Annotated in this window: 25 protein-coding genes; 22 read left to right on the top strand and 3 right to left on the bottom strand. The window is 67.9% G+C overall.

Going from position 1 to position 25,251, the window contains the following annotated elements; translation table 11 throughout:
- The first annotated feature begins 70 nt into the window (after positions 1 to 70).
- The 3 genes from lgt to D2V04_RS14465 all read left to right on the top strand — a co-directional run bounded on the left by lgt (position 71) and on the right by D2V04_RS14465 (position 2,328).
- On the top strand, positions 71 to 934 hold the full coding sequence (gene lgt, locus D2V04_RS14475; protein WP_119514436.1) for a prolipoprotein diacylglyceryl transferase: 864 nt from the start codon (positions 71 to 73) through the stop codon (positions 932 to 934).
- On the top strand, positions 931 to 1,995 hold the full coding sequence (locus D2V04_RS14470; RefSeq protein ID WP_119514435.1) for a class I SAM-dependent methyltransferase: 1,065 nt from the start codon (positions 931 to 933) through the stop codon (positions 1,993 to 1,995). Before lgt ends, D2V04_RS14470 begins: the two co-directional genes overlap by 4 nt.
- Before the next feature lie 111 nt (positions 1,996 to 2,106).
- The gene (locus D2V04_RS14465; protein ID WP_119514434.1) at positions 2,107 to 2,328 is read left to right on the top strand and encodes a hypothetical protein; all 222 of its coding nucleotides are present in this window, start codon (positions 2,107 to 2,109) and stop codon (positions 2,326 to 2,328) included.
- A gap of 28 nt (positions 2,329 to 2,356) precedes the next feature.
- Here D2V04_RS14465 and D2V04_RS14460 read toward each other — a convergent pair whose 3' ends face one another.
- Entirely contained in the window at positions 2,357 to 2,983 is a 627-nt protein-coding gene (locus D2V04_RS14460) for a TetR/AcrR family transcriptional regulator (protein WP_119514433.1), read from the bottom strand.
- 149 nt (positions 2,984 to 3,132) lie between these two features.
- Between D2V04_RS14460 and D2V04_RS14455 the strand changes: the two genes are divergently transcribed.
- Both D2V04_RS14455 and D2V04_RS14450 read left to right on the top strand, forming a co-directional pair.
- Positions 3,133 to 4,005, top strand: a complete 873-nt coding sequence (locus tag D2V04_RS14455) for a metal-dependent hydrolase (protein ID WP_324186935.1) — start codon at positions 3,133 to 3,135, stop codon at positions 4,003 to 4,005.
- Complete coding sequence (locus tag D2V04_RS14450) at positions 4,002 to 4,430, top strand: DUF2147 domain-containing protein (protein WP_228766467.1); 429 nt, start codon at positions 4,002 to 4,004, stop codon at positions 4,428 to 4,430. Before D2V04_RS14455 ends, D2V04_RS14450 begins: the two co-directional genes overlap by 4 nt.
- Before the next feature lie 154 nt (positions 4,431 to 4,584).
- Here the strand turns inward: D2V04_RS14450 and D2V04_RS14445 are convergent, their stop codons facing one another.
- Both D2V04_RS14445 and D2V04_RS14440 read right to left on the bottom strand, forming a co-directional pair.
- Positions 4,585 to 5,742, bottom strand: a complete 1,158-nt coding sequence (locus D2V04_RS14445) for a helix-turn-helix transcriptional regulator (RefSeq protein ID WP_119514430.1) — start codon at positions 5,740 to 5,742, stop codon at positions 4,585 to 4,587.
- A complete protein-coding gene (locus D2V04_RS14440; protein WP_119514429.1) occupies positions 5,739 to 6,494 on the bottom strand; it encodes an SDR family oxidoreductase in 756 nt (251 codons plus the stop codon). The genes D2V04_RS14445 and D2V04_RS14440 overlap by 4 nt, the downstream gene beginning before the upstream one ends.
- Before the next feature lie 137 nt (positions 6,495 to 6,631).
- On the opposite strand from D2V04_RS14440, the gene D2V04_RS14435 reads away from it, so the two are divergent.
- From D2V04_RS14435 to D2V04_RS14355, 17 genes are all read left to right on the top strand, one after another.
- Complete coding sequence (locus D2V04_RS14435) at positions 6,632 to 7,516, top strand: CoA transferase subunit A (protein ID WP_119514428.1); 885 nt, start codon at positions 6,632 to 6,634, stop codon at positions 7,514 to 7,516.
- The gene (locus tag D2V04_RS14430; RefSeq protein WP_119514427.1) at positions 7,516 to 8,307 is read left to right on the top strand and encodes a CoA-transferase subunit beta; all 792 of its coding nucleotides are present in this window, start codon (positions 7,516 to 7,518) and stop codon (positions 8,305 to 8,307) included. Before D2V04_RS14435 ends, D2V04_RS14430 begins: the two co-directional genes overlap by 1 nt.
- Positions 8,304 to 9,215: an enoyl-CoA hydratase gene (locus tag D2V04_RS14425; RefSeq protein WP_119514426.1), complete on the top strand. Its 912-nt coding sequence runs from the start codon at positions 8,304 to 8,306 to the stop codon at positions 9,213 to 9,215. The genes D2V04_RS14430 and D2V04_RS14425 overlap by 4 nt, the downstream gene beginning before the upstream one ends.
- Before the next feature lie 3 nt (positions 9,216 to 9,218).
- Positions 9,219 to 10,307 carry an NAD(P)H-dependent flavin oxidoreductase gene (locus D2V04_RS14420; RefSeq protein ID WP_119514425.1) on the top strand — a complete coding sequence of 363 codons (1,089 nt, stop codon included), beginning with the start codon at positions 9,219 to 9,221 and terminating at the stop codon, positions 10,305 to 10,307.
- On the top strand, positions 10,307 to 11,056 hold the full coding sequence (locus tag D2V04_RS14415) for an enoyl-CoA hydratase family protein (RefSeq protein ID WP_119514424.1): 750 nt from the start codon (positions 10,307 to 10,309) through the stop codon (positions 11,054 to 11,056). Before D2V04_RS14420 ends, D2V04_RS14415 begins: the two co-directional genes overlap by 1 nt.
- The gene (locus D2V04_RS14410; protein WP_119514423.1) at positions 11,056 to 12,219 is read left to right on the top strand and encodes an acyl-CoA dehydrogenase family protein; all 1,164 of its coding nucleotides are present in this window, start codon (positions 11,056 to 11,058) and stop codon (positions 12,217 to 12,219) included. The genes D2V04_RS14415 and D2V04_RS14410 overlap by 1 nt, the downstream gene beginning before the upstream one ends.
- Positions 12,219 to 13,151, top strand: a complete 933-nt coding sequence (locus tag D2V04_RS14405) for an acyl-CoA dehydrogenase family protein (protein ID WP_119514422.1) — start codon at positions 12,219 to 12,221, stop codon at positions 13,149 to 13,151. The genes D2V04_RS14410 and D2V04_RS14405 overlap by 1 nt, the downstream gene beginning before the upstream one ends.
- Positions 13,152 to 13,159: 8 nt before the next feature.
- On the top strand, positions 13,160 to 14,311 hold the full coding sequence (locus tag D2V04_RS14400; protein WP_119514421.1) for an acetyl-CoA C-acetyltransferase: 1,152 nt from the start codon (positions 13,160 to 13,162) through the stop codon (positions 14,309 to 14,311).
- Positions 14,312 to 14,314: 3 nt separating this feature from the next.
- Complete coding sequence (locus D2V04_RS14395; protein ID WP_119514420.1) at positions 14,315 to 15,217, top strand: SDR family oxidoreductase; 903 nt, start codon at positions 14,315 to 14,317, stop codon at positions 15,215 to 15,217.
- 1 nt (position 15,218) lies between these two features.
- The gene (locus tag D2V04_RS14390; RefSeq protein WP_119514419.1) at positions 15,219 to 16,229 is read left to right on the top strand and encodes an acyl-CoA dehydrogenase family protein; all 1,011 of its coding nucleotides are present in this window, start codon (positions 15,219 to 15,221) and stop codon (positions 16,227 to 16,229) included.
- Positions 16,226 to 17,404 carry an acyl-CoA dehydrogenase family protein gene (locus D2V04_RS14385; RefSeq protein WP_119514418.1) on the top strand — a complete coding sequence of 393 codons (1,179 nt, stop codon included), beginning with the start codon at positions 16,226 to 16,228 and terminating at the stop codon, positions 17,402 to 17,404. The genes D2V04_RS14390 and D2V04_RS14385 overlap by 4 nt, the downstream gene beginning before the upstream one ends.
- Complete coding sequence (locus tag D2V04_RS14380) at positions 17,401 to 18,183, top strand: SDR family oxidoreductase (protein ID WP_119514417.1); 783 nt, start codon at positions 17,401 to 17,403, stop codon at positions 18,181 to 18,183. The genes D2V04_RS14385 and D2V04_RS14380 overlap by 4 nt, the downstream gene beginning before the upstream one ends.
- Positions 18,180 to 18,659 (top strand): MaoC family dehydratase, encoded by a 480-nt coding sequence (locus D2V04_RS14375; RefSeq protein ID WP_119514416.1) that lies wholly within the window; start codon positions 18,180 to 18,182, stop codon positions 18,657 to 18,659. The genes D2V04_RS14380 and D2V04_RS14375 overlap by 4 nt, the downstream gene beginning before the upstream one ends.
- A complete protein-coding gene (locus tag D2V04_RS14370) occupies positions 18,656 to 20,194 on the top strand; it encodes a FadD3 family acyl-CoA ligase (RefSeq protein WP_119514415.1) in 1,539 nt (512 codons plus the stop codon). Before D2V04_RS14375 ends, D2V04_RS14370 begins: the two co-directional genes overlap by 4 nt.
- Before the next feature lie 144 nt (positions 20,195 to 20,338).
- Positions 20,339 to 22,669 carry a TonB-dependent receptor gene (locus tag D2V04_RS14365; RefSeq protein ID WP_228766466.1) on the top strand — a complete coding sequence of 777 codons (2,331 nt, stop codon included), beginning with the start codon at positions 20,339 to 20,341 and terminating at the stop codon, positions 22,667 to 22,669.
- A gap of 28 nt (positions 22,670 to 22,697) precedes the next feature.
- The gene (locus D2V04_RS14360) at positions 22,698 to 23,921 is read left to right on the top strand and encodes an MFS transporter (RefSeq protein WP_228766510.1); all 1,224 of its coding nucleotides are present in this window, start codon (positions 22,698 to 22,700) and stop codon (positions 23,919 to 23,921) included.
- A 117-nt stretch (positions 23,922 to 24,038) separates the two neighbouring features.
- The gene (locus tag D2V04_RS14355) at positions 24,039 to 25,232 is read left to right on the top strand and encodes an amidohydrolase family protein (RefSeq protein ID WP_119514413.1); all 1,194 of its coding nucleotides are present in this window, start codon (positions 24,039 to 24,041) and stop codon (positions 25,230 to 25,232) included.
- Positions 25,233 to 25,251 lie beyond the last annotated feature (19 nt).

Genomic DNA, 25,251 nt, shown 5'->3' with positions numbered 1-25,251 from the left:
CCGTCTCGCTCTATGCCAAAAGCCGCGCGAATTCCCGCGCGGCGGGAGCTTTTGATAAGGGGTTCGCCTAGTGCTGTCACTACTTGCCGCCACGGCAAGCGTTGCCGATCCGATCCAATGGGCGGAGCTGGGCCTGACGCCGGGAATCGATCTCGGCTTCTTCACGCTGCGCTGGTATTCGCTCGCCTATCTCGCGGGCATCGTGCTGGGCTACTGGCACTTGTCGAAGATGATCAAGGCGCCCGGCGCCCCGATGGCGCAGCGCCATGCCGACGACCTGTTCTTCTACTGCACGCTCGGCATCATCATCGGCGGGCGGATCGGCTATGCGACGTTCTACGAGCCGTCTCTGTGGACCAGCCTCAGGTTCTTCCAGTTGTGGACCGGCGGGATGAGCTTCCACGGCGGACTGGCCGGTGTGCTGGTGGCGATCGGGTTCGTGTCGTGGCGGGGAGAGCTCTCATTCCTGCGCGTCGCCGACTACATCGCGGTCAACGTGCCTTTCGGCATGATGTTCGGTCGCCTGGCCAACTTCGTAAACGGGGAGCTCTGGGGCCGCCCGTCCGACGTTCCGTGGGCGATGGTGTTCCCGGGCGCCGGACCGCTTCCGCGCCATCCCTCTCAGCTCTACGAAGCGGCGCTCGAAGGGGCGCTGCTGGTGATCGTGCTGTTGTTCCTGTTCTGGCGCACGCGGGCACGCTACCGCCCCGGGCTGCTGGTCGGCGTTTTCACTGCCGGCATTGCGCTCGCCCGCTTCACGGTCGAATTCTTCCGTGAGCCGGATGCGCAGCTCGCCGAATTTGCGGCGGACACCGGCCTGTCGATGGGGCAGTGGCTGACGATTCCGCTGATCGTGCTGGGCGTTGCGGTAACCGTGCGCGCACTGGCGCGGCCGCCGCTCGCGAGCGGCCAGGCGGCATCCGGAGCGGCATGACCGCCGCTCGCGACGGCGACCTTGCGGCGATCTTCCGCCGGCTGATCCGCAATACGGGCCCCATCTCGCTCTCGCAGTTCATGGGCGAGAGCAACGCCCGCTATTACGCCAACCGCGACCCCCTCGGCAGCGAGGGCGACTTCGTCACGGCGCCCGAGATCAGCCAGATGTTCGGCGAGCTCATCGGGTTGTGGCTGGCCGACATGTGGATCCGGGCAGGTCGCGAGGAGCCGGTGCTCTATGTCGAGCTCGGCCCGGGCCGCGGCACGCTGGCGAAAGACGCACTGCGGGCGGGTAAGCGCTACGGGTTCGCGCCGGAAGTGCATCTGGTAGAGGCCTCGACCGCGCTTCGTGAAGTGCAGGAGGACGCCGTGCCGGGCGCGATCTGGCATGCCGATCTTTCGACCGTGCCGCAGGATGCGCCGATGTTGCTGGTGGGCAACGAGTTTCTCGATGCGCTGCCGGTACGCCAGCTCGTCCGCACCGCCGCAGGCTGGCGCGAACGGATGGTCGGGCTGGATGGCGACAGCTTCGTCTTCGGCGCCGGCGCCCAGCCGATGGATGCCGCGGTCCCGGACGAATGGCGCGAGGCGCCGCAAGGTACCCTGCTGGAAACCAATCCCGGTGCGGCCGCGGTCGTTTACGAGATTGCCGGGCGGCTTGCCGAACAGGGCGGGGCGGCACTGCTCATCGACTACGGCAGCGACGAGGTACGCGCCGGATCGACGCTCCAGGCCGTCCGCGCCCATACCAAGATCGATCCCTTCGCCGCGCCGGGGGAGGCGGACCTCACCGCGCACGTCGACTTCGCGACCCTCGCACGGATCGCGCAATCGCGCGGTGTGCGGCACCTGGGGACGGTGACGCAAGGAGACTGGCTGCGCGCCCTCGGCATCGACGTCCGCGCACGGACGCTCGCCGCACGCGCGCCGCACTACGCCGAGGATATCGAGGTCGCGAAACAGCGGCTGGTCGCGAAAGACCAGATGGGCGAGCTGTTCAAGGTCATGGGCCTGGCGGCACCCGCCTGGCCCGACGGCGGCGGCTTCGGGGCGGATTAGGCGATATACCTATATCTTACTTAGTCTTACCTAATACTTTGATCCGCTCCCTCAATTTACATCCGCAGCGGGAATCCTGCCGGGCGGGACTATCGTTATCGGCCGCCGCTGATGATCAACACGGGCATCTTCATCCTGCCCGACAAGCTGTGGCCGGGGGCCGAGGAGATCGGATGGCTGGAGAACCTCAAGATCTCGCTCGACATCGAGAACCTTCTCGACACCTATCGCAGGGTGACGCTGGGCGATGGCAGCGTGCCGCCCGGCTTCAGCCGGCACCAGATCGATCCGCTCGGGCGGACGGTGGAACTGTCGGTGCGGAAAAGGTTCTAGGGCATGAACGCCCAGGCCCGCGCCGCCGTCAGCCGATGGCCGGGGGAATGCCCGAGGGGATCAGGAACAGCGGAAGGATGCGCGCGATCAGGTCACGCATCGCGTCGTCGTCCTGATCGAGCATCTCGCGCACATGCGGGCCGATCAGAGCGTCACCGAAGGCGCTGACCGCCATCATCAGCACCGCGGCGCGGACGCGTTCGGGCGCCGCATCGTCGGTGGACTGTCCGACGATCGCTTCGACCAATGCGCGCACCGCCTCGCGCACGGGTTCGAGCTGCTTCACATCGCCCGATAGGATGATCCACGCGGCGAGCTGTCCGGCGCCGCCCTTGTCGAACGCGTCGAACACTTTGTCCGCCACCGTCCGCGGCGCCGCCGCATCGGTCTTGAGCAGTTCCACCACGTTGTCGAGCGCCGAGGTCAGATCGCGGATCATCGATCCCATCAGGGCCGACTGCAGGCTCGCTGCCGATCCGAAGTGATGCAACACGTTGGCATGCGACATGCCGATCTCGCCGCCCACGTTCGCCAGCGTGACCGCCGCAGGGCCCTTGTCGAGGAGCAACTTGCGTGCCGCGACGAGCGCTTCGTCGCGGACCTCGTCGCCCATTCGCTTGCGCCGCCGGACCCGTTCCTCCTTCGGCTGTGCCATTCCCGTCCTCCATATGCGGCCCTGCCGCCTTCGTAGAGATACCACATACAGATGTGCGAAGGCGCGTCACCCCAGATCGTCGCCTGCGGCACCTCTATCCTTCGAATGTTATTTATACTGACATCAATGTCAATTAAGGAGGGGCGACAATCAGGAGGATTCGACAATGCCCTCAGCCCGAACCCCCCGAAGATATCGCGATTCACAAGCGCAACTGGAAATTCGGCCGGAACGAGCCCGCCCACCGCTGGTGGCACGGTGGAGATCCCGGGCGCACCGCATTCTTCAATGCGCTGTCATCGACCTTTCCCGTGGGCGAGAAGTTCTTCATGACCACGGTGCGCCATTACCGTGACGACGCGCCCGAGGCGCTGCGCGCGCAGATCGACGATTTCGTCTATCAGGAATCGATGCACACGCGCGAGCACGTGTTCTTCAACAAGCAGGCGCGCGATGCGGGATACGATATTCGCCCGGCGGAGGATCGCGCGGCACGCACGATCGCCTGGGCCAAGCGCCGCAAGCCCGTGATGCAACTCGCGGCGACCTGCGCGCTCGAACACTTCACCGCGACCCTGGCCAATGCCGTTCTCTCGAACCCCGAACATCTCGCCGGCGCAGAACCGGAGGCGCAGCGCATGTGGCGCTGGCATGCGATCGAGGAGATCGAGCACAAGGCCGTCGCCTACGACACCTGGCTTCATGCCACGCGCACGTTTCCCCGGTGGCGGCGCTGGCTCGGGCGCTCGTTCGCGATGGCGGCAGCGACGGTGCGGTTCCACTATGTGATCTTTCGCAACACCGCCGGCTTGCTCGAACAGGACGGCAGGAACGACTTCGCCACCTGGCGCAAACTGCTACACTATCTCTACGTTCGGCCCGGCGCGATGCGCCTGCTGGTGAGCAGCGCCATCGGCTATATGCGTCCGGGCTTCCACCCGTGGCAGCATGACGACCGCGCTCTCGTCGCCAAGGCGCTCGATACGCTCACGCCGCCGGCCGATGCGGAACTCGCGTCGTGAGAGCGGCGATGGTCATGTTCGCCCTGCTGCTCTCGGCAGCCGCGCCGGCGATGGCGGCGGACGGCAGCCGCATCCTGGGCGTCTGGGCGACCGGCAGCGAAGGCGGCCGGGTCGAGATCTACCGCTGCGGCGAGGCCTTGTGCGGCAAGATCGTCGACGCGACCCGGCTGCGTGCCAATCCAGACCTGCGCGACGTGCGCAATCCCGACCGCTCGCTCAGGGATCGCAAGCTCAAGGGGCTGGTGGTGTTGCGCGGCTTCACCGGCGGTCCTGCCGAATGGAAGGGCGGCCCCGTTTACGACCCGGAATCGGGCGACGGAGCCGCCAACGGCTATCTGACCCTGCGCCGCGACGGCAAGCTCGAGGTCAAGGGCTGCGTCGCCGCGATCTTCTGCCGCACCAAGGTCTGGACCCGCGTGCGCTGATCCTTTGAGAGCTCCTCACAAGGGACGAAAGTCGCATCCGTCCCTTGCGCGCCCGCGACGCCCATGGGTGCCGCGGGCGCCTTTTTATGCAGAAGCAGGCGAAAGTCTCCTCAGCGCAGCCGACCTGTTCCGAAGCTGATGCCCTGCATGGCGCTCAGCCGAGGATGGCGACGCTGCGCAGGATCAGGCGGACCAGCTCGGTCTGGCGGCTGACGCCCACCTTGGCGAAGATCCGCTTGGAATAGGAGCGCACGGTGCTTTCGGTCAGACCGAGTTCCTCGGCCGCTTCCGTCAGCGAGAACCCTTGGGTGAGCAGGGCGGCGAGGCCGGCTTCGGAGGGCGAGAGGTCGAACAGCGCGGCGATCAGCTGCTCGAACGTAGCACCCGGCGCCGGGTCGGTCGCATAGACGATCGCCCCGGGGCTGGCGTCGATCGGCGCCGCACGCTCGCGCTCGATAGCGCGCACCAGAATGCCGAGACCCTCGTTGGCGGGATCGGCGCAGCGGAAGGCGCGGACGAGACCGGCCCCCGTGCTTTCGATCCGGCTCAGCAGCGCTTCCTTCAAGATCCGCTCGAACTTGCGCGAGTCGGTTCGACCCCCGACCGCGAGATGCCGATCGGCGAGGCGAAAGGTCTCTCCCCGATCGATCTTGGCCTCGGCCGCCTTGTTCATTCGCAGCACGCGGCCTCGACCGTCGAGAATGAAGGTCGCGATGGTGAGGCGGTCGAGGGTGGAGGTGAGAACGCCGATCTGGCTCTCGTCGCGCTGGATGCGCGAGAACAGCTCCAGCGCGATCTGCACATGCGGCCGCAGCGCCGCCATCAGCGCCTTGTGCCGCGCCGTGAAGCGAAAGCTTTCGGAATGGGAGACAAGGCCGAGATTGCACTCGATCCCACCCGGCTCCGCGACATACATGCCGAGCGCCTGCGCGATGCCGTAAGGCTTCATGACCTCCAGGTAGAACTCGTCACGCTCCAGCCCCTCGCGCGGGGCGACTTCCTCGAGCAGGAGGATCTCGCCGGTGCGCTTCAGCGCATTGCTCATCGGATCGAGGTCACCCAGCGCAGCCTGGCGCGAGTGAATCGTGCGCGCCACTTCCGGATCGACCGCTGGAGGCTCCGCCCACAGCGTGACCGACGCAAGACCCTTGCGGCTGAGCTGGAGCGAGATCGCCGCGTTGTCGCACCCCGCCGTCTCCGCCAGCGCGCGCAGGAAGGCGCGCCAGGGTTCGAGCTCGATCGGGCCGCGATAGAGCGTTGCCAGCAGCTCGGGATCGAGTGCCATTGTTTCGGTCTTCGCTCGCGCCGTCATCCGCCGCCATCCTGTGCGAGAGCCAGGAAGGCAGGAATCTCGCCTCCGCCGTGCAGCTCGATCGCCGCGCCCGAGACGTAGGCAGCCTCCGCCGAGGCGAGCCAGGCCACGCAGGCGGCGACATCGTCCCCGCGCGCCATGCGCTTCATCGGCAGCGTGGCACCGAGCCGCGCGACGCCTTCCGCACCGCCGTAGTGCTCCACCTGATCGGGATTCTCGACCAGGCCGATCACGATCGCATTGACTCGAACGTCCGGCCCCCATTCCATCGCCAGCCCTTTGGTCGCGCTGATCAGCCCCGCCTTCGCCGCGCCGTAGGCGACGGTACCCGGCGCCGCGCGCAGACCGGAGATGCTGGCGATATTGACCACCGATCCGCCCGCATCGCGCAAGGCGCCGTGGGCGGCGCGCGCGAGGACGAGCGGCGCAGTCAGATTGAGGGCGATCACTTTCTCGAGCAACTCGGGTGAGGAGTCCGCGACCGGCGCCGCCGGCGTCCCCCCCGCATTGTTGACCAGCAGGTCGAGACGCCCGAAACGCCGGGTTGCCATCGCCACCAGCGCCTCGACAGCGGCGGGATCGCGCACGTCAGTGGGCAGGAACAGCGCCTTTCTCCCGCCGGCGGCGACCGGCTCGGCGGGTGCGCGGCGCGCGCAGACGGCGACCTGCCATCCGTCGGTCAGCAGCCGTTCGGCAATCGCGCGCCCGATGCCGCGCGTTCCTCCGCTGATCAGTGCGACGCGTTCGCTCATGTTCGTGCCTGGTCCTCTCTCACCTCGTCTGGAGCCTATCCCCGGAGACCGCAAGTCGCCGTCACCAAATGGGGGTATCGGCCGATCCTCCCCGGTCGCATCTCTCGGGTCGGGAAGAGAGGATCGAACGACCGGCCATGCCGACGATTGACAAGACGATGGACGCCGCTGCGGTGGTCTCCCGGTTGCGGAGCGGGATGACGCTTGGCATCGGCGGCTGGGGTCCGCGCCGCAAGCCGATGGCTCTGGTACGCGAAATCCTCCGCTCCGATCTCAAGGACCTAACGCTGGTCTCTTACGGCGGCCCCGATGTCGGCATGCTGTGCGCGGCGGGCAAAGTGAAGAAGCTGATCTTCGCCTTCGTCTCGCTCGACGAAATCCCGCTCGAGCCCTGGTTCCGCAAGAGCCGCGAAGCCGGCGCGATCGAGGTGCTGGAGCTCGACGAGGGCATGTTCCAGTGGGGTCTCAAGGCCGCGGCGTTCTCCGTGCCGTTCCTGCCGACGCGGGTCGGGCTGGGGACCGATCTGCTCGAACTGGGCGGACTCGAGACGGTCACCTCTCCCTATGGCGACGGCGAGGTCCTGGTCGCCATGCCGGCACTGAAGCTCGATGCCGCTCTGATCCACGTCCACCGGGCGGACCGGCGCGGCAACGTCCAGGCGCTCGGGCCCGACACCTATTACGACGAATGGTTCGCCAAGGCGGCGGACGAGTGCTTCGTCTCCTGCGAGGAGCTGGTCGATGCGATGGAGGCTTCCTACCCGCAGGACGTCAGGGCTAACCTCTTCGAACGGTGCTTCGTGACCGGCGTCGCCGAAACGCCGGGCGGGGCGTACCCGACGACCATGCCGCCCGCCTACGGCTGGGACACGGGCTGGCTGAAGAAATACGCCGCCGCGGCCAAGGATCCGGGGGACTGGAGTGCCGTCGCCGAATGGGCGGTCGGTGCGAGCGAGGCGGACTATCTCGCTACCGTTGGCGGACCCGAGGGAGTGGCGGCGCTGCCGCTGCCGGTGTTCTGATGGGCGTTTCGCTGGCAGAACTGTGCATCGTCGCCTGCGCGGAAGCGTTCCGCACGAGCCGCGAGATCATCGCCACCGGAATCGGACCGATCCCGCGCCTCGGCGCGGGCCTGGCCAAGCTGACCCATTCGCCGGGCCTGATGATGACCGACGGCGAGGCATTCCTGGTCGAGCAGCCGGTGCCGCTTGGTGCGCAGGGTGAGGAGCGTCCGGCGCCCGCCGGATACCTCCCGTTCTCCCGCTTCTTCGACAGCGCTGTGTGGACCGGACGGCGGCACGCGATGGTCACGCCGACGCAGATCGACCGCTTCGGGCAAACCAACCTCTCGGCGCTCGGCGGCACGCATGCGCAGCCCAAGGTGCAGATGCTCGGCGCGCGGGGCTTTCCCGGCAACGGCATCTATCATCCGAACTCGATGTTCATTCCCGTTCATTCGACGCGCGTGTTCGTCGCGGGCGAAGTCGATCGGGTGTCCAGCCCCGGGTACAACCCGGCGCGGCGCTTGCCGGGCGGAAACTACAGCGGCATCGACCTGCGCCGGATCGTCACCGACCTTTGCGTCATGGATTTCGGCGGCCCCGATCACGCGATCCGTGTGACCTCGCTGCACCCCGGGGTGACCTTCGCGCAGGTGCGAGAGGCGACCGGCTTCGAACTGATCGATACCGTGGAAGGCGAGACGCCGTTGCCGGGGGAGGAGCAACTGGCGTTGATCGCCCGGCTCGACCCGAACGGTGTCCGCGCGCGGGTGTTCAAGGACAATCCTCCGGCAGAAAGGGGCGCGTCATGACCGAGCCCGGCAACGACGGCCTCGAGCCGCCGACCCCCAGCGAGCACGTCTACGAGACCGGCGAGCCGGTCCTCTACGAAGCGGCCGGCGGGATCGCGCGCGTCACGCTCAACCGCCCGCGCTACCACAACGTCCAGAACAGCCAGATGACTTACGCGCTGGACGATGCCTTCCGCCGCGCGGTGGACGACGATGCGGTCAAGGTGATCGTGCTCAAGTCCGACGCCAAGCACTTCAGCGCGGGGCATGACATCGGCTCGCCGGGGCGGGACTTCCACGCGAGCGTCGACCGGCGGCTCATGTGGTACGACCACGCCAACAAGGCCGGCGCCGAAAAGGCCTATATCCGCGAGCAGGAACAGTACCTCGGGATGTGCAAGCGCTGGCGGGACATTCCCAAGCCGACGATCGCGCAGGTCCACGGCGGCTGCATCGCGGGCGGGCTGATGCTCGCCTGGGTCTGCGACCTGATCGTGGCGTCGGACGACGCGTTCTTCCAGGACCCGGTGCTGCAGATGGGCTTCCCGGGCCTCGAATACTTCGCCCATTGCCACGAGCTCAACGTGCGGATCGCCAAGGAATTCCTGTTCCTGGGCGAGCGGATGAGCGCGCAGCGGGCTTACGAGATGGGTATGGTCAACCGGGTCGTGGCCCGCGCCGATCTGGAGGCCGAAGTCGCCCGCATTGCCGGCCGCGTTGCAGAGCAGCCTCGGCTGGCGCTCCAGCTCGCCAAACAGGCGTGCAACCACATGGAAACGCTGGCGGGCAAGAACGCCGGGATCGACGCGGCCTTCGGCTATCACCACTTCGCTCACGCCAACAACACGCTGGTCAAGGGCGACTACATCGCCGGGTTCGACGGCAAGACAATGGCCGAGAAGAACAAGCGGCAGACGGGCGAGGATTGACGCTTGGCCGATCAGCTCGCCACTCCGCTGACCGAACTGCTCGGGTGTCGCCTGCCGGTGGTGCAGACCGCGATGGGCTGGATCGCGACGCCGCGGCTCGTGGCGGCCAGCAGCAACGCAGGGGCGTTCGGTTTTCTGGCGGGCGCGGTGATGAAGCCGGCCGAACTGGCAGACGCGATCGCGGAAACCGCCCGGCTCACGCCGCACCGGTTCGGGGTCAACTTCCACAGCTTCCAGCCCGGCGCGCGCGAGATCGTCGAGGTGATCCTCGCGAATAGCGAACGCGTCGGCGCGGTGAGCTTCGGGCGCGGGCCCGACGCCGGAATGATCGCGCGCTTCAACGAGGCCGGAATCGTCTGCATGCCGACCGTCGGAGCGGTGAAGCACGCCGAGAAGATGGTTGCGCTCGGGTGCCGGGCGATCACCGTCCAGGGCGGCGAGGGCGGCGGCCATACCGGCTCGGTCGCGACCACGGTGCTGTTGCCTCAGGTGCTCGACGCGGTGGATGTGCCGGTCGCGGCGGCGGGCGGGTTCGCCGACGGGCGCGGTCTGGCAGCGGCGTTCGCGTGGGGGGCGAGCGGCATCGCCATGGGCTCGCGCTTCATGATGACGGCCGACAGCCCGGTGCCCGATGCGGTCAAGGCCGCTTATGCGCGTGCTGGGACGAGCGACATCTTCGTCACCGACCGTATCGACGGCATTCCCCAGCGAATGATCCGCAATCCGATGCTCGATCGGATCGAGAGCGGCGGCGCGCTCGGCAAATGGAGCCGCGGGCTTACCGCCGCTCTGGCCATGAAGCGGGCGACAGGGGCAAGCTGGGGCGAATTGCTCGCCAGTGCCCGCGCGATGCGGAGCGAGGGGGGCAAGTCCCTCCCCGAAGCCATGCTCGCCGCCGCCGCGCCCGTGCTGCTGCAGAAGGCCGTGGTCGAAGGCGACGCGGTCAATGGTCTGATGGCTTCGGGCCAGGTCGCCGGACGGCTCGAGGATCTGCCGACCTGCGCCGAGCTTCTCGCCCGGATCGAAACCGAAGCGCGCGAGCGGATCGCGGCGCTCGCCGGCCGTCCGGCCGCCATCAAGGGAGCTGCGTGATGCCCATCGGTTGGTCCGTGGAAGAGCGCATTGCCGAAGTCGTCTTCGACGTGCCGCCGGTCAATGCGTTCGATTCCGCGACCTGGCTGAAGCTGCCGGGCATTATCGGCTCTCTGGCCGCGCGGCAGGACGTGCACTGTATCCTGATCCGTGCCGAGGGACGGGGTTTCTGCGGGGGCGTCGACATCAAGGAAATGCAGGCGCACCCCGAGCGGATCACCGATCTCAACCGCGGCAACTATCAGACATTCAAGGCGATCCGCTCGGCCGAGATTCCGGTCGTCAGCGCGGTGCACAGTTTCGTAATCGGCGGCGGGATCGGCATCTGCGGCGCTTCCGATACAGTGATCGCCGCCGAGGACGCCTATTTCTCGCTGCCAGAGATCGACCGCGGGGCGATGGGCGGGGCGAGTCACCTGTCGCGGATGCTGCCGCTGCACAAGGTGCGCGCGGCGTTCTTCACCGGCGGCAAGATTCCGGCCGAGGAAGCCTGGCGCCTTGGCGCGATCGAGAAAGTCGTCCCGCGCGAAGAGTTGAAGGCGGAGGCGCGCGTCTTCTGCGCCACGATCGCATCCAAGAGCCGGAAGGCGCTGATGATCGCCAAGGAAGCGCTGAATGGGCTGGAGGAGCGCGACGTCGACCGCGGCTACCGCTGGGAACAGGGCTTCACGCTGGAAATGTACATGCATGAGGACAGCCAGAAGTCGCGCGACGCGTTCGTCGAGACCGGCGGGACAGCGAAGTTCTGATGGATCTCGCCTACTCTCCCCGGCAGCAGGCTTTCCGGCAGGAGGTGCGCGAGTGGCTTGCCGCGCACGCCCCGGCCGAGCGGCTGGTCACGCTCGAGCGCAAGGACGGCTTCGACCAGCACGTCGCCTGGGAGCGCGAACTCGCGAGCGGCAACTGGGGCATGGTCACCTGGCCCACAGAATACGGCGGGCGCGGGCTTGACCTGATCGAGTGGCTGATCTTCGAGGAGGAATACTGGGCCGCCGGCGCGCCGCTGCGGGCGAACCAGAACGGCATCTTCCTGCTCGGCCCGACGATCATGGAATTCGGTTCGGACGAGCAGAAGACGCGCTTTCTGCCGCCGATGGCCAGGGGCGAGGTGATCTGGGCGCAGGCCTGGTCGGAGCCTGGCGCCGGCAGCGACATGGCGGCGATCAAGACCACCGCGCGGCGAGACGGCGATCATTACGTCATCAACGGGCAGAAGACCTGGTCGAGCCGCGCGAGCTTTGCCGACTGGGGTTTCGGCCTGTTCCGCACCGAGGAAGGGAGCCAGCGGCACAAGGGCCTCTCGTTCCTGCTGTTCGACCTGAACGCGCCGGGCATCACCCGCCGCCCGATCCGCCAGCTTCACGGCGACCCGGGCTTTGCCGAGCTGTTCTTCGACGACGTTCGCGTGCCCGTAGGGAACCGCATCGCGGGCGAAGGCGAGGGCTGGAAGGTGGCGATGGCGACCGCGGGCTTCGAACGCGGGCTGATGCTGCGCTCGCCCGGCCGTTTCCAGGCGACCGCCGCGCGGCTCGTGGCGCTGCTGCGTGAGGCGGGGGACAATGCCTCGCCGGGGCTGCGGGAGGAGGTCGTGCGGCTGTGGATGGGCGCGCAGGCCTACGCCTACAACACCTATCAGGTCGCGGCGCGGATTATGGCCGGCGGCTCGATAGGCGCCGAGGCGAGCCTGAACAAGATCTTCTGGTCCGAACTCGACCGCGCGATGCACCGCGCGGCGATGCACCTGCTGGGCCCCGCCGCCGAACTGCAGACCCTGCCCGATGGCCGCGCGAACGAATGGCTCGAGGGCTACATCTTCTCGCTCTCCGGCCCGATCTACGCCGGCTCGAACGAAATCCAGCGCAATATCACCGCCGAGCGCCTGCTCGGCCTGCCGCGCGTGGGAGCGGGCTGATGGATTTCAGGCTTCCACCGGAAAGCGTCGAACTGGCGGAGGCCGTGCGCGCGTACCTTGCCGGCACGCACGGGCCGGACGTGCTGCGGCAGCTCGACGCCGGCGGTAACCGCGATCTGCGCATCTGGCAGGGCCTCGTCGAAATGGGCCTGACCGGACTGCTCGTGCCCGAGAGCGAGGGCGGGTTGGGCATGACGCTGCTGGGCGGCGCCCTGATCGCCCGCGAATGCGGCCGAGCGTGCCTGGCCGAGCCGCTGGTCGACACCGCGCTGGTCGCAGTGCCGTGGCTGATCGCGCGCGGGGAGACCGGTGACCTCGCGGCAATCGCGGCGGGCGAGAAGCTCGTCGCCCTGCCGCACGCGGTGAACCCGTGGATCGCCGACGGGGAGGGGGACGAGCTTGCCAGTGTCGACCCCCTGCGCAACCTCGTCGCCGCGCCCGAGGACGCCAGCGACGATCCTCTGTTGCTCGATCTCGGCGCGCTGATGAGCGCGGCGCAGCTCGTCGGGTTGGCGGAGGCCATGCTCGATCAGGCGGTTGCCTATGCGCAGGTGCGCGAGCAGTTCGGCCATGCGATCGGCGGGTTCCAGGCGATCAAGCACAAGCTGGCCGACGTCGCCGTAGCGCTCGAGTTCGTGCGCCCAGTGCTCTGGCGCGCGGCGCGGGCGATGGACGACGGGCTGGCGAGCGCGCCGCTGCACGTCAGCCACGCCAAATATGCCGCGACCGATGCCGCCTACCTCGCTGCCGAAAGCGCGATCCAGGTGCACGGCGCGATGGGCTATACCTACGAGGTCGATCTCCACTTCTGGATGAAGCGCGCATGGGCGCTCGCCGGCGCCTGGGGCGACCGCAATTTCCACTATCACAGGATCGAGGACGCCGCGCTCGGCGGCGTGCACTCCCTCGGCCCGCAGCACACGTTCGCCTGAGGAGCCTGATGGCCGAAGCCTATATCATCGACGCAGTCCGTACCCCCATCGGGCGCAAGAAGGGTTCGCTGGCGCAAGTGCATCCGGCCGATCTCGCCGCGCACCCGCTGCGCGCGCTGGTCGAGCGGACGGGCATCGACGCGAACGCGGTCGACGACTGCGTGTGGGGCTGCTGCGACACGATCGGCCCGCAGGCCGGGGACATCGGCCGCACGGCGTGGCTCGTCGCCGGCCTGCCCCAGCACGTGCCGGGCACGACGGTGGACCGCCAGTGCGGCTCCAGTCAGCAAGCAGTGCATTTCGCTGCGCAGGGCGTGATGAGTGGCACGCAGGATCTCGTCGTGGCGGGCGGAAGCCAGGCGATGAACGCGATCCCGATCTCCGCCGCGATGTTCGCCGGGCAGCCGTACGGCTTCGACAATCCGTTCAACACCGCGCGCGGCTGGGTCGAGCGCTACGGCGACGGCGTTCTCAACCAGATCAACTCGGCCGAGATGATCGCCGAGAAGTGGAACATCTCGCGCGAGGCGATGGAGCGGTTCGCGCTCGCCAGCCACGAGCGTGCGCAGGCGGCATGGGACAACAGCTGGTTCGATGCCGAGGTGGCGCCGCTGGAGGGGCTCGGACGCGACGAGACGATCCGCCCGAACACGACGCTGGAAGGGCTCGCCGCGCTCAATCCGGTACAGGAAGGCGGGCGCGTCACCGCAGGGGTCGCGAGCCAGAACTGCGACGGCGCAGCCGCGCTGCTGATCGCCTCCGAACGGGCGGTGAAGGACCACGGCCTCACGCCGCGCGCCCGCATCCATCACATTTCGGTGCGGGCGGACGATCCGGTGTGGATGCTCACTGCACCGATCCCGGCGACCAGGCACGCTTTGCAGAAGGCGGGAATGACGGTCGCGGACATCGACCTGTTCGAATGCAACGAGGCCTTCGCCAGCATCCCGATGGCCTGGATGCAGGAACTCGGCATTCCGCACGAGAAGGTCAACGTCCAGGGCGGCGCGATCGCACTCGGCCATCCGCTGGGCGCCACGGGCGCACGGCTGATGACCACACTGCTCGGCGCGCTGGAGCGCACCGGCGGCCGCTACGGCCTGCAGACCATGTGCGAGGGCGGCGGCCAGGCCAACGTCACGATTATCGAGAGGCTTTGACGAATGGGGATCTGCGACGGCAGGACTGTGATCATCACCGGCGCGGCGCGCGGGCTGGGCCGCGCCTATGCGCTGGCCTTCGCCGCCGAGGGGGCCAATGTCCTCGTCAACGACATCGGCGCCTCGCTGGGCGGCGAAGGGCGTGACACGTCGGCCGCAGACGCCGTGGTCGAGGAAATCCGCGCGGCCGGCGGGAAAGCCGTCGCCAACTACGACGACGTGACCGACTGGGATGCGGCCAGGCGGATCGTCGAGGCTGCGGTGAGCGAATTCGGCGACCTCCACGTGGTGGTCAACAACGCCGGGATCGTGCGCGACCGGATGTTCGTCTCCGCCACGCTCGACGAATGGGACGCGACGATGCACGTGCATCTGCGCGGGCACTTCTGCGTCAGCCGTCACGCGGTCGACTACTGGAGGGCCAAGGCGAAGGCGGGCGAAGCGCCTGACGCGCGGATCATCAACACGACCAGCGGCGCGGGGCTGCAGGGCTCCATCGCGCAGGCCGCCTATTCGACGGCCAAGGGCGGGATCGCCACGCTCACGCTGGTTCAGGCGGCCGAGCTCGGCCGCTACGGCATTACCGCCAATGCGCTCGCCCCGGCCGCACGCACGCGGATGACCGAGCAGGCCTTCGCGGAGAAGATGGCGACCGAGGGCGATGCCTTCGACACCATGGACCCGGCGAACGTCGCACCCGCCGTCGTCTGGCTCGGCAGCGCGCACAGCGCGAAGGTGACGGGCTGCGTGTTCGAGCTCGAGGGCGGGAAGATCATGCTCGAAGACGGCTGGCGCGAAGGGCCATTCGTCGACAAAGGGACGCGGTGGGTGCCGGACGACGTCGGTGAGGCGGTCGACCGGCTGCTCGCCGAACGCGTGCCGCCCCGCAAGGTCTGGGGCACCTGAGATGGCATTCGCGCTCGACGAGCAGCAGCAGATGATCGCCGAGACGGCGGCGGCGTTCTTCGCGGAGAATGCGACCAGTGAGCGCACCCGCGCGGCGATGGCGAACGGCATCGATCGCGATCTCTGGCGCGGTTATTGCCGCGAACTCGGCTTTGGCGGCCTCATGGTGCCCGAAGATCTCGGCGGCGCGGGGCTCGGCCATGTGGAGCTGGCGATCGTCGCCGAGCAGGCGGGCCGCACCTTGGCGGCGATCCCGCTGCTGGGGCACGCGATGGCGACCGCCGCCTTGCTCGCGAGCGGTGATCGGGCGGCGATCGATGTGCACCTTCCGGCGATGATGGCGGGGGACCGGATCGTCGCGGCGGGCGAGCGAGGGGGCGAGGGCATGCTCGTGCCGCACGCGGCACAGTGCGATCTACTCCTCCTGCTCTGCGAAGGCGGTTCGCACCTGATCGATGCGAGCGCGGCGACGGTCGAGCCGCTGAAGTCGCTCGATGAGACCCGTCCGCTAGCGCGGGTCCTCGCGCTCGCCGGCGATCCGCTCCCCGGTGGAGCGGCGCTGTGTGAGGCCGCCCGCGCGACCGGTGTCCTGTGCCTTGCGGCCGAAGCCCTCGGCGGCGCGCAGGAGGCGCTCGACCGCACCGTCGCCTTTGCGCACGAGCGCGAGCAGTTCGGTCGGCCGGTGGGCTCGTTCCAGGCCTACAAGCACCGCCTCGCGGACCGCGCGGTCGAGATCGAGCAGGCGCGTTCCGCCGTATGGTGGGCGGCCTGCGCGCTCGATGAGGGGCACGAAACCCGCGCGCTCGCGCTGCATGCCGCCAAAAGCTTCTGCGCCGATACCTACCTGCGCGTCGCGGGCGACATGATCCAGCTCCACGGCGGCATCGGTTTCACCTGGGAGCACGATGCGCACCTGTTCTTCAAGCGCGCGCGCGCCATTGCGAACATGCTCGGCGACGGGCCGCATCACCGCGAGCGTGTTGCACGTATCATGCTGGATGAAGCGGCATGAAGCTGGGGTTCTCCGACATGGAAGAGGCCTTCCGCCGCGAGTGCGCGAGCTGGTTCGAAGACCAGATGGCCGGCGAGTTCGCCGACATCCGCGGGATCGCCAATCTCGTCGACAAGCCCGAGCGCCGCAAGGCGTGGGAGCGGCGGCTGGCCGAGCATCGCTATTCGTGCATCGGCTGGCCGATCGCCTGGGGCGGGCGCGACGCCACGCTCAACGAGCAGGTCATCTTCGCCGAGGAATATGCCCGCGCCGGCGCGCCGAACCGGCTCAACCACATGGGCGTCGAGCTGCTCGGACCGACGTTGCTGGCGCTGGGCAGTTCGGAGCAGAAGGCGCGCTTCCTGCCCGCGATCGCCGAGGGCACGGCGATCTGGTGTCAGGGCTATTCCGAACCCGGCGCCGGCTCCGACCTCGCCGCCATCCGCACCCGCGCGCGGCGTGACGGCGACGAGTGGGTCGTCGAGGGGCAGAAGATCTGGACCAGCCTGGCCCAGTTCGCCGACATGATCTTCGTGCTCGCCAGGACCGAGGATGGGACCAGCGGGCGCGAGGGGCTGAGCTTCCTCCTCGTCGATCTCGACCAGCCCGGCATCGAAATCCGCCCGATCCGCCAGATCAATGGGGAGGCCGAATTCAACGAAGTGTTCTTCGACGGCGCGCGCTGCCCGGTGGCGAACATGGTCGGCGCCGAGGGAGAGGGATGGACGGTCTCCACCACGCTGCTCTCGTTCGAACGGGGCATCTCGACCCTCGGCCAGCAGATGCAGTTCCGCAACGAACTCGACGCGGTGATCGCCGCCGCCAAGCGCAACGGCAAGGCGGCCGACCCGGTGTTCCGCCAGCGGCTTGCCGAGGCCGAGATCGGCCTGCGGCTGATGCGCTACGGCGCGCTTCGCATGCTGGCCGACGGAAAGGGCGGCGCGCTCGCGGGCGCGGCGCTGACCTACAAGATCCAGTGGGCGAGCTGGCGCCGCGCGCTCGGCGAGCTGGCGATGGACGTGCTCGGGCAGGAAGGCGAGGTCGCGCCCGTCGATGCCGAGGCATGGCCGCTGCTCGCCAACCTCTATCTCTATTCGCGCGCCGACACGATCTACGGCGGCACCAACCAGATCCAGCGCAACCTGATCGCCGAGCGCGGGCTGGGCCTGCCGCGCGAGCCGAGGGGGAACGCATGAGCCTGGCGCCGACCTATCCGCCCGGGCGCAACCTGCTTGCCGGCAAGACCGTGCTCGTCACCGCCGCCGCTGGCACGGGCATCGGCTACGCGGTCGCGAAACGCGCGGTCGAGGAAGGCGCTCGGGTGATGATCAGCGACTGGCACGAGCGGCGCCTCGGCGAAGCGGCGACGCGGATCGCCGAGGAGACGGGAAGCGAGCGGCCGGCGACGTTCGTCTGCGACGTGTCCGATCAGGCGCAGGTCGACGCGTTGCGCGATGCGGCCGAGGCCGAGCTGGGCGCGGTCGACGTGCTGATCAACAACGCGGGCCTCGGCGGTGAAACGCCGGTCGTCGACATGACGGATGACGAGTGGCAGCGCGTGCTCGACGTCACGCTCAATTCGGTCTTCCGCATGACGCGCGCGTTCCTCCCTGGAATGTACGCGCGCAAGGCGGGGGCGATCGTCAACAATGCCTCGGTCCTCGGCTGGCGGGCGCAGAAGGGGCAGGCGCACTACGCGGCGGCGAAGGCGGGGGTCATGGCTTTCACGCGCTGCTCCGCGCTCGAGGCGGCCGAGCACGGCGTGCGGATCAACGCCGTCGCGCCGTCGATCGCGATGCACGCCTTTCTCGCCAAAGTGACCAGCGACGAACTGCTCGCAGAACTGTCCGCGCGCGAGGCTTTCGGGCGTCCGGCGGAAGTGTGGGAAGTCGCCAACGTCATGCTGTTCCTCGCCTCCGATCTCGCCAGCTACATGACCGGCGAAGTCGTCCCCGTGTCGAGCCAGCGCGCATGAGCGGGCCGCGGATCTTCGCCCGCCCCGCCGACCTTCTCGGCAGCGAAGGCACTCGGCTGGGCCCAACCGCATGGCTCGCGATCGAGCAGGACCGGGTCGATGCTTTCGCCGAGGTGACCGGTGATCACCAATGGATCCACGTCGATGTCGAGCGCGCGAAAGCGGGCCCTTTCGGCGGGACGATCGCGCACGGTTACCTGACCGTGTCGCTGGTCAACCACTTCCTGCCCGAGTTGATCGAGGTGCGCGGGTTCGCCCATGCGGTGAATGTCGGGGCCGACAGGCTGCGCTATCTCGCCCCGGTGCGGGTCGGCAGCCGCATTCGGGCGACCGGCGAGATCCTGAAGGTCGAGGAGATCAAGGGCGCCATCCAGTCGACCGTGCGCGTGACGGTGGAGATCGAAGGCGGCGACCGGCCCGCCTGCATGATCGACACGATCAGCCGCTACTATCCCGAAGAAGGGGGCGCCGGATGATCGACCCGCTGCCTCCGACCGTTCCGCATCTCGTTGCCGCGGCCGCCCGGACCTGGGGCTCGCGCACTGCGCTCGTCGAAGGGGAGGTGCGCTGGTCGTTCGCGGACCTCGATCGTGAATGCCGCACCGCGGCCTCGGCCATGCTCGCAAGCGGCGTGGGCGAGGGCGACCGGGTCGCGATCTGGGCGTCCAATGGCCGCAACTGGATCGTCGCCGCGGTCGGGGCGATGACGACCGGCGCGGCGATCGTGCCACTCAACACCCGCCTCAAGGGACGCGAGGCGGGGGAGATGCTTCGGCGCACCTCGGCCAAAGTGCTCGTCACCTGCGGGAACTTTCTCGGCACCGACTATCCGGCACTGCTGGCGGAGGAGGACCTTCCCGCACTGGAGCGAACGGTGCTGCTCGATTCCGACTGGCAGGCGTTCGTCGCTGAGGGGAAAGGCGCAGAGGATCCGTCGATCGACGAGGCACTGAGCCGCCTGACCGCAGCACATGTCTCCGACATCATGTTCACCAGCGGGACCACCGGCGCGCCGAAGGGTGTGGTCTCGACCCACGACCGGATCGTGCCGATGTTCGCCGACTGGGGCCGGCAGATGGGGCTGACCAGCGACGACCGCTACCTCATCATCAATCCCTTCTTCCATAGCTTCGGCTTCAAGGCGGGCTGGGTCGCGGCGCTGATCGCCGGCGCACCGATCTATCCGCTGGCGACGTTCGACATTCCGCGGGTGATCGAACTGATCGAGCGGGAGCGCATCTCGTTCCTGCCCGGCCCGCCGACGATCTATCAGTCGCTGCTGGCGGCGAAGGCGAAGAGGGATTTCGACACTTCCTCGCTGCGCGGCGCAGCGACCGGCGCGGCCAGCGTGCCGCCCGAACTGGTCCGCCGGATGCGCAGCGAGCTCGGCCTGGCCGACACCGTCACCGCCTATGGCATGACCGAGTGCGCCACGATCACCTCGTGCCGCCGCGGCGACGATGCGGCGCTGATCGCGGAAAGCTGCGGTCGTCCGTTGCCCGGGCTGGAACTGCGCATCGCCGACGAGGAGGGGAACCCGGTCGCACAGGGCGACGCCGGCGAGGTCCAGGTGCGCGGCTACGGTGTGATGCTCGGCTATCTCGACGACCCGCAGGCGACCGCCGAAGCGATCGATCCGGACGGCTGGCTCTCCACCGGCGACATCGGCTGGCTCGGCCCGGAAGGGTATCTGCGGATCACCGACCGCAAGAAGGACATGTTCATCTCGGGCGGGTTCAACGTCTATCCGGCCGAAGTGGAGCACCTGCTCGCCGAACACCCGGCGATCGCGCAGGCCGCGGTGATCGGCGTTCCCGACGAGCGCATGGGCGAGGTCGGCAAGGCCTTCGTCGTGCTCCGTCCGGGCCAGGCACTGGCGGAACATGAACTGGCCGAGTGGGCGCGCGGGTGCATGGCGAACTACAAGGTTCCGCGGGCCTTCGCCTTCGTCGAGAGCCTGCCGCACAACGCCTCCGGCAAAGTGACGAAGGAGGCGCTGCGCGATGCCTAGCTTCCTCCCGCGCTCACCGATCCAGGCATTCGCCACCTTCAAGGACAGTGTGGCCACGCTGTCCGTCTTATCCATTGCGTGTGGCCGACTATCGTCATCGACAAAGCTGTGCGCGAACGCGTGCACGATAAGGGAGAGGTTTTCATGAAACGCACGAAGACGGCGCTGATGCTTGCGGCATCGGCACTCGCTTGCTCACCCGCGCTTGCGGCGGCCCAGGACACGGCAGCCACGCCGGAAGAAGCGGAAACCGCCAGCGCGCCTGCAGCCGGCGGCGACGAGATCGTGGTCACCGCGCAGCGCCGCGAGGAGCGGCTGGTCGACGTTCCGATCTCGGTCAGTGCGGTCAATCAGGCGGCGCTCGACCGCGCGCAGGTCCGCACGGTCAGCGACATCGCGACTGTCGTGCCGAACATCCAGATCAACGAGACGATCGGCAACACCTACGGCCCGCTGATCACGATCCGCGGCCTCTCGCCGTCTGCAGACACCAGCCTCGCGCGCGACCAGCCCGTGGGTCTCTACATCGACGGCGTGCCGATCGGGAAGTCGACCGGCGCAGCGTTCGACATCGTCGATCTCGAACGGGTCGAGGTCCTGCGCGGCCCGCAGGGGACGCTCTACGGCAAGAACACCATCGGCGGCGCGGTGAACCTCATCACCCAGAAGCCGAGCGGCGAGTTCGGCGGGCAGGTGTCGGCCAGTTACGGAACCTACGACAATTTCGTGGGCAAGATGGTGGTCGACCTGCCCGAGGTCGCCGGTTTCAGCCTCAAGCTGAGCGGTGTGACCAAGCAGTACGGCGGATACTACCGCAACTCTGCGACTGGCGACAATTTCGGCGAGCAGGATCTGTGGGCCGGCCGGGTCGACCTGCAATGGCAGCCGGCGGACAGCTTCAGCGCGCTCTACAGCTACGACATTTCCAACAGCAAGGGCACGCCGAGCCAGCTCGCCCTGCTGGCGGTGACGGGCGCTGGACCCGTTGCCTTCATCAATGGCCTCTTGGCGCCGTACGTGGTCGATGGGCGAACCCGCACGACCGGCTCCAACAGCGCGCTGCAGAGCGACTTCGAGACCACCGGCCACGCGCTCACGCTCCAGTGGGAGCCTGGGCTGGGCGATCTCACGCTGAAGTCGATCACCGCGCGCCGCACGGCCAAGACCCGCTCGATGAGCGACTTCGACGGCACGCCGATCGATCTGCTGCGCTTCACGCTGAACAACGATTACGAGCAGTTCACGCAGGAAGTGCAGGCGCTCGGGACCGTCGGCGACTTCAAGTACACGCTCGGGTTCTTCTACCTCGACGATAACTACGACGTGTACAACCCGCGCTGGAATTTCCAGTTCGGTGGCAACGAGGTGTTCGACATTTCCGAGCGGGGTGGCGAGAGCACGTCCTATGCCGGCTACGGCCAGCTTGCCTGGACTCCGTCGGCGCTCGACGGGCGGCTGACGGTGTCGGCCGGCGCGCGCTACAGCCACGAGGAGAAGTCGGCCTACGAACTGCTGCTGGCGAATTCCGCTTATGCGGCCAATCCGGCGAGCCCGAGCTCGGGTGTCTTCGTGCGCGACGAAAACGGCAATCCGGTCACCCGCAGCGGCCAGCCTGCGGCGGGCGCACGGCCGGGGGCCGGCGGCCTCGGCTACACCGACCTCATTCCGCTGACCAACAGCGGGACGTGGAAGAAGTTCACGCCTGAATTCAACATCCTGTACAAGATACAGCCGAGCTTCTCGGTCTATGCGCGCTATGCCACGGGCTTCAAGAGCGGCGGCATCAACGATACCGCGGCGACCAATGCGGCGTTCCTGACGCCCTACGACCCGGAAAACCTGACGTCGTACGAAGCCGGTCTCAAGTATGCCGGGTGGAACGGCCGCGTGCAGCTCAACGCGGCAGTCTATCACTCGATCTACAAGGACTTCCAGGCCGGCGTGTTCGTGCCGACGCTGGTCACCACGAACATCATCAACGCGGGCGAAGCCCAGTTCACGGGCTTCGAGATCGACGGTGCGCTGCGTCCGACCGACTCGCTGACGATCAACTTCGGCGGCGGCTATGTCGATGCGCGGTACACCGACTTCGTCCTGCCCGACGGGACCGACGTGACCGATGAATACGTGCTATCGCGGGTGCCCAAGTGGAACTGGCAGCTCGGTGCGGTCCATCGGGCCGACGTCGGCTTCGCGACGCTGGAAACGAGTGCGAACTACTCGTGGCGCTCGTCACAGTATGCCAGCATCGTCGCCGATCCCTTGTCCAAGATGCCCTCCTACGGACTGCTGAATGCCCGCATCGCGCTGACCGACATCGAGCTCGGCGACGGCTCGACGCTGGAACTGGCGGCCTGGGGCAAGAACCTGACCGACAAGGAATATCTCGTCAGCGCGATCAACCTGTCGGTCCTGACGGTGGGGCAGTTCGGCGAGCCACGTTCGGCCGGCGTCGAAGCACGCGTCAAGTTCTGATCCGGCAAAGGAGCTGACCTTGGAAGACGTGTCGTTCACGCGTGGGCGGCACGTCTTCGCCTTCCTCGGCGTCGTCACGTTCCTGACGGCGATCGGGAATATCGGGCTGGTGTCCGTCATGCCCACGATCGGGCGGGCGGTGGGCATGCCCGACTATCTCGTTGCGAGCGTGTTCTCGCTGTCTGCGCTGACCTGGGCGGTCAGCTCGCCATTCTGGACCCGGCACGTCGCGGGCGCGGGGCCGAACCGCTACATTCGCGCGGGGCTGGTCGGCTTTCTGCTGTCGATGGCAGGCTGCGGCGGTGCGGTCGCATTCGGGCTTGCCGGACTGATCACGCCGTTCGCCTGCTTTCTCGGCTTCTTCGTGCTGCGCGCGGTGTTCGGCTTTCTTGGCTCCGCCTCGGCGATCGCGACCCAGTCGTTGATCGCGCATGCGACCGCCGGGGAGCAGCGCACCCGCGTGCTCACCGGGCTGGCCGGGGCGCTGAGCCTCGGCACGATCGTCGGGCCTGCGGTGGCGCCGTTCGCGATCGTGGAGCCTTTAGGCCTCACCGGACCCATGGTGCTGTTCGCCGCGCTCGGCGCCCTGGCGCTGGCGGGGACCTATGTCTTCCTTCCGAGCGGAGCGGACGCCGCGGCGCCTTCGGCGGCGCGCACGGGTTCGGACAACTCGATCCTCTCTGTCTGGCGCGGGCGGGGAAGCGGGCCGGCGCTCAGCTTCGGGCTGCTGCTTTGCAGCGCGCAGGCGATCAACCTCTACACGATCGGCTTCGTCCTGCTCGATCGCGTGCGGGGCGGCCCGCTTGCGGCGCAGGACAGCATCGGCATGACCATGACCCTGGGCGCGGCGATGGCGCTGGTGGCGCAATGGGGCCTGCCGCGGATCATGCGGCCGGTGCCGATGCGGATGATGCTGATCGGGACCGCATTGTCGCTCGTGGGCAACCTGATCGCGCTTCTCGATCCGAGCGAACTGGCGGCTTCGACCGGGTTCGTCGTCGCCTGCTTCGGCTATGGCCAGGCACGGCCGGGGTTCAGCGCCGCGGCCTCGCTGGGCGGCACCGATGCGGAGCAGGTCGCGATCGCCTCGGCGACATCGTTCATTGCAGGGGCCTCGATCATGCTCCCGCCGGTGGTCGCCGCGGCCGCCTACGAGGGCTGGGCTGGGGCACCGTTCGCGCTGGCGATCGGCTTGCTGGTGCTGGGCCTCGGCGTGCTCGCAGCAGGGTCTATTGTCTTTCGCGAGCGATAAACAGTTTGCTGCGGGGCGCTTTATCGCGGGCCCGGGGCGGCCTTATCCTCTCTGCCTGATTTCGAAGATGAATGCGCGCGCCCGCCGAGGCGCGGCACGGATTGTGGAGACGGATCAATGGATCGCTACCTGGTAATTTCCTCCGATGGACACGTGGGTCTGCCGCCGGAACGCTACCGCGAATATCTCGACAGCAAGTATCACGCGCTGTTCGACGAGACGGTGCAGAAGGAGATCAAGGCCCGCGAGGAACACGAGAAGCGCTTCCTGATCGACGACTTCAACAACAAATGGCGCGCCAAGGTCGGCGACGGCCTCGAAGGCGCGTGGGACGGCACGATCCGCAACCGCATCCTCGACGGCGACGGCGTCGCGGCCGAAGTTCTGTTTCCCGATGGCATCACGGAGCGCAACGCCCCGCCGTTCGGCGCCGACATCGGCCTGCGCCCCAGCGCCGACCGGGCGGAGCTCCAGTGGGCGGGCGCGCGTGCGCACAATCGCTGGCTCGCCGAATTCTGCCAGGACGATCCCCACCGCCGCATCGGCCTGGCGGTCATCCCCGCGCTCTACGATCTCGACGAGACGATGAAGGAGATCCGCTGGGCGGCCGACAACGGGCTGAAGGGCGTGTTCTTCCCCGCCTTCACCGAAGGCTTCGACATGTACAACCACACCAAGTACCACAAGGTGTGGGCGATGCTGGAGGAGATGAGCCTCCCGCTGCATTTCCACTCGGGCGCGGCGCCGGGCTACGACACCACCCAGCCGGGCTGGATCGGCACCTACCTGTGCGAATTCGCCTTCTGGATGACCCGCCCGCTCTGGGGCATGACCTTTGGCGGGGTGTTCGAGGAGTATCCGAAGCTCAAGGTCTGCTTCACCGAGGCCGGCGGCGAATTCTGGTTCCCGTGGATCATGCAGCTCATGGATATCCGCGCCTCGGCCAAGCACACGAGCGGCAAACTCGGCGACTACTATGCCAACATGAGCATGAAGCCGAGCGAGTACTTCGCGCGCAACGTGTGGGTTGGCTGCTCGGCGCTGCCGGACGAGGAAACGACGCAGTCGTACTACGACATCGGCATCGACCGGATCCTCTGGGGCACCGACTATCCGCATCCTGAAGGCACCTGGCCGAACACTGCGGAAAAGATGTTCGCCAGCCTCGGCGGCCTGCCCGACGACCATATCCAGAAGATGCTCGGGACCAACGCGCTCGAGGTCTACGATCTCGACGAGAAGGCGCTGTGGGACATCGCCGCGAAGATCGGGCCCCGGCGCGAGTCGTTCATCAAGGAAGCGGCCGAGTAAGCCAAGCTGGCCACCAAGT

This window comes from Pelagerythrobacter aerophilus, from assembly GCF_003581645.1.
In the GTDB taxonomy this organism is placed as follows: domain Bacteria; phylum Pseudomonadota; class Alphaproteobacteria; order Sphingomonadales; family Sphingomonadaceae; genus Pelagerythrobacter; species Pelagerythrobacter aerophilus.
This window is presented reverse-complemented; position numbering and strand designations above follow the sequence as displayed.

Excerpts from the sequence above, each read along its gene's own strand:
- D2V04_RS14400 (WP_119514421.1), top strand. The coding sequence starts at position 13,160 with ATGGCCGAAGCCTATATCATCGACGCAGTCCGTACCCCCATCGGGCGC.
- D2V04_RS14355 (WP_119514413.1), top strand. The coding sequence starts at position 24,039 with ATGGATCGCTACCTGGTAATTTCCTCCGATGGACACGTGGGTCTGCCG.
- D2V04_RS14445 (WP_119514430.1), bottom strand. The coding sequence starts at position 5,742 with ATGACGGCGCGAGCGAAGACCGAAACAATGGCACTCGATCCCGAGCTG.
- D2V04_RS14425 (WP_119514426.1), top strand. The coding sequence starts at position 8,304 with ATGACCGAGCCCGGCAACGACGGCCTCGAGCCGCCGACCCCCAGCGAG.
- D2V04_RS14435 (WP_119514428.1), top strand. The coding sequence starts at position 6,632 with ATGCCGACGATTGACAAGACGATGGACGCCGCTGCGGTGGTCTCCCGG.
- D2V04_RS14470 (WP_119514435.1), top strand. The coding sequence starts at position 931 with ATGACCGCCGCTCGCGACGGCGACCTTGCGGCGATCTTCCGCCGGCTG.
- D2V04_RS14460 (WP_119514433.1), bottom strand. The coding sequence starts at position 2,983 with ATGGCACAGCCGAAGGAGGAACGGGTCCGGCGGCGCAAGCGAATGGGC.
- D2V04_RS14440 (WP_119514429.1), bottom strand. The coding sequence starts at position 6,494 with ATGAGCGAACGCGTCGCACTGATCAGCGGAGGAACGCGCGGCATCGGG.
- D2V04_RS14370 (WP_119514415.1), top strand. The coding sequence starts at position 18,656 with ATGATCGACCCGCTGCCTCCGACCGTTCCGCATCTCGTTGCCGCGGCC.
- D2V04_RS14395 (WP_119514420.1), top strand. The coding sequence starts at position 14,315 with ATGGGGATCTGCGACGGCAGGACTGTGATCATCACCGGCGCGGCGCGC.
- D2V04_RS14415 (WP_119514424.1), top strand. The coding sequence starts at position 10,307 with ATGCCCATCGGTTGGTCCGTGGAAGAGCGCATTGCCGAAGTCGTCTTC.
- D2V04_RS14465 (WP_119514434.1), top strand. The coding sequence starts at position 2,107 with ATGATCAACACGGGCATCTTCATCCTGCCCGACAAGCTGTGGCCGGGG.
- D2V04_RS14365 (WP_228766466.1), top strand. The coding sequence starts at position 20,339 with ATGAAACGCACGAAGACGGCGCTGATGCTTGCGGCATCGGCACTCGCT.
- D2V04_RS14380 (WP_119514417.1), top strand. The coding sequence starts at position 17,401 with ATGAGCCTGGCGCCGACCTATCCGCCCGGGCGCAACCTGCTTGCCGGC.
- D2V04_RS14375 (WP_119514416.1), top strand. The coding sequence starts at position 18,180 with ATGAGCGGGCCGCGGATCTTCGCCCGCCCCGCCGACCTTCTCGGCAGC.
- D2V04_RS14430 (WP_119514427.1), top strand. The coding sequence starts at position 7,516 with ATGGGCGTTTCGCTGGCAGAACTGTGCATCGTCGCCTGCGCGGAAGCG.
- D2V04_RS14385 (WP_119514418.1), top strand. The coding sequence starts at position 16,226 with ATGAAGCTGGGGTTCTCCGACATGGAAGAGGCCTTCCGCCGCGAGTGC.
- D2V04_RS14390 (WP_119514419.1), top strand. The coding sequence starts at position 15,219 with ATGGCATTCGCGCTCGACGAGCAGCAGCAGATGATCGCCGAGACGGCG.
- D2V04_RS14405 (WP_119514422.1), top strand. The coding sequence starts at position 12,219 with ATGGATTTCAGGCTTCCACCGGAAAGCGTCGAACTGGCGGAGGCCGTG.
- D2V04_RS14410 (WP_119514423.1), top strand. The coding sequence starts at position 11,056 with ATGGATCTCGCCTACTCTCCCCGGCAGCAGGCTTTCCGGCAGGAGGTG.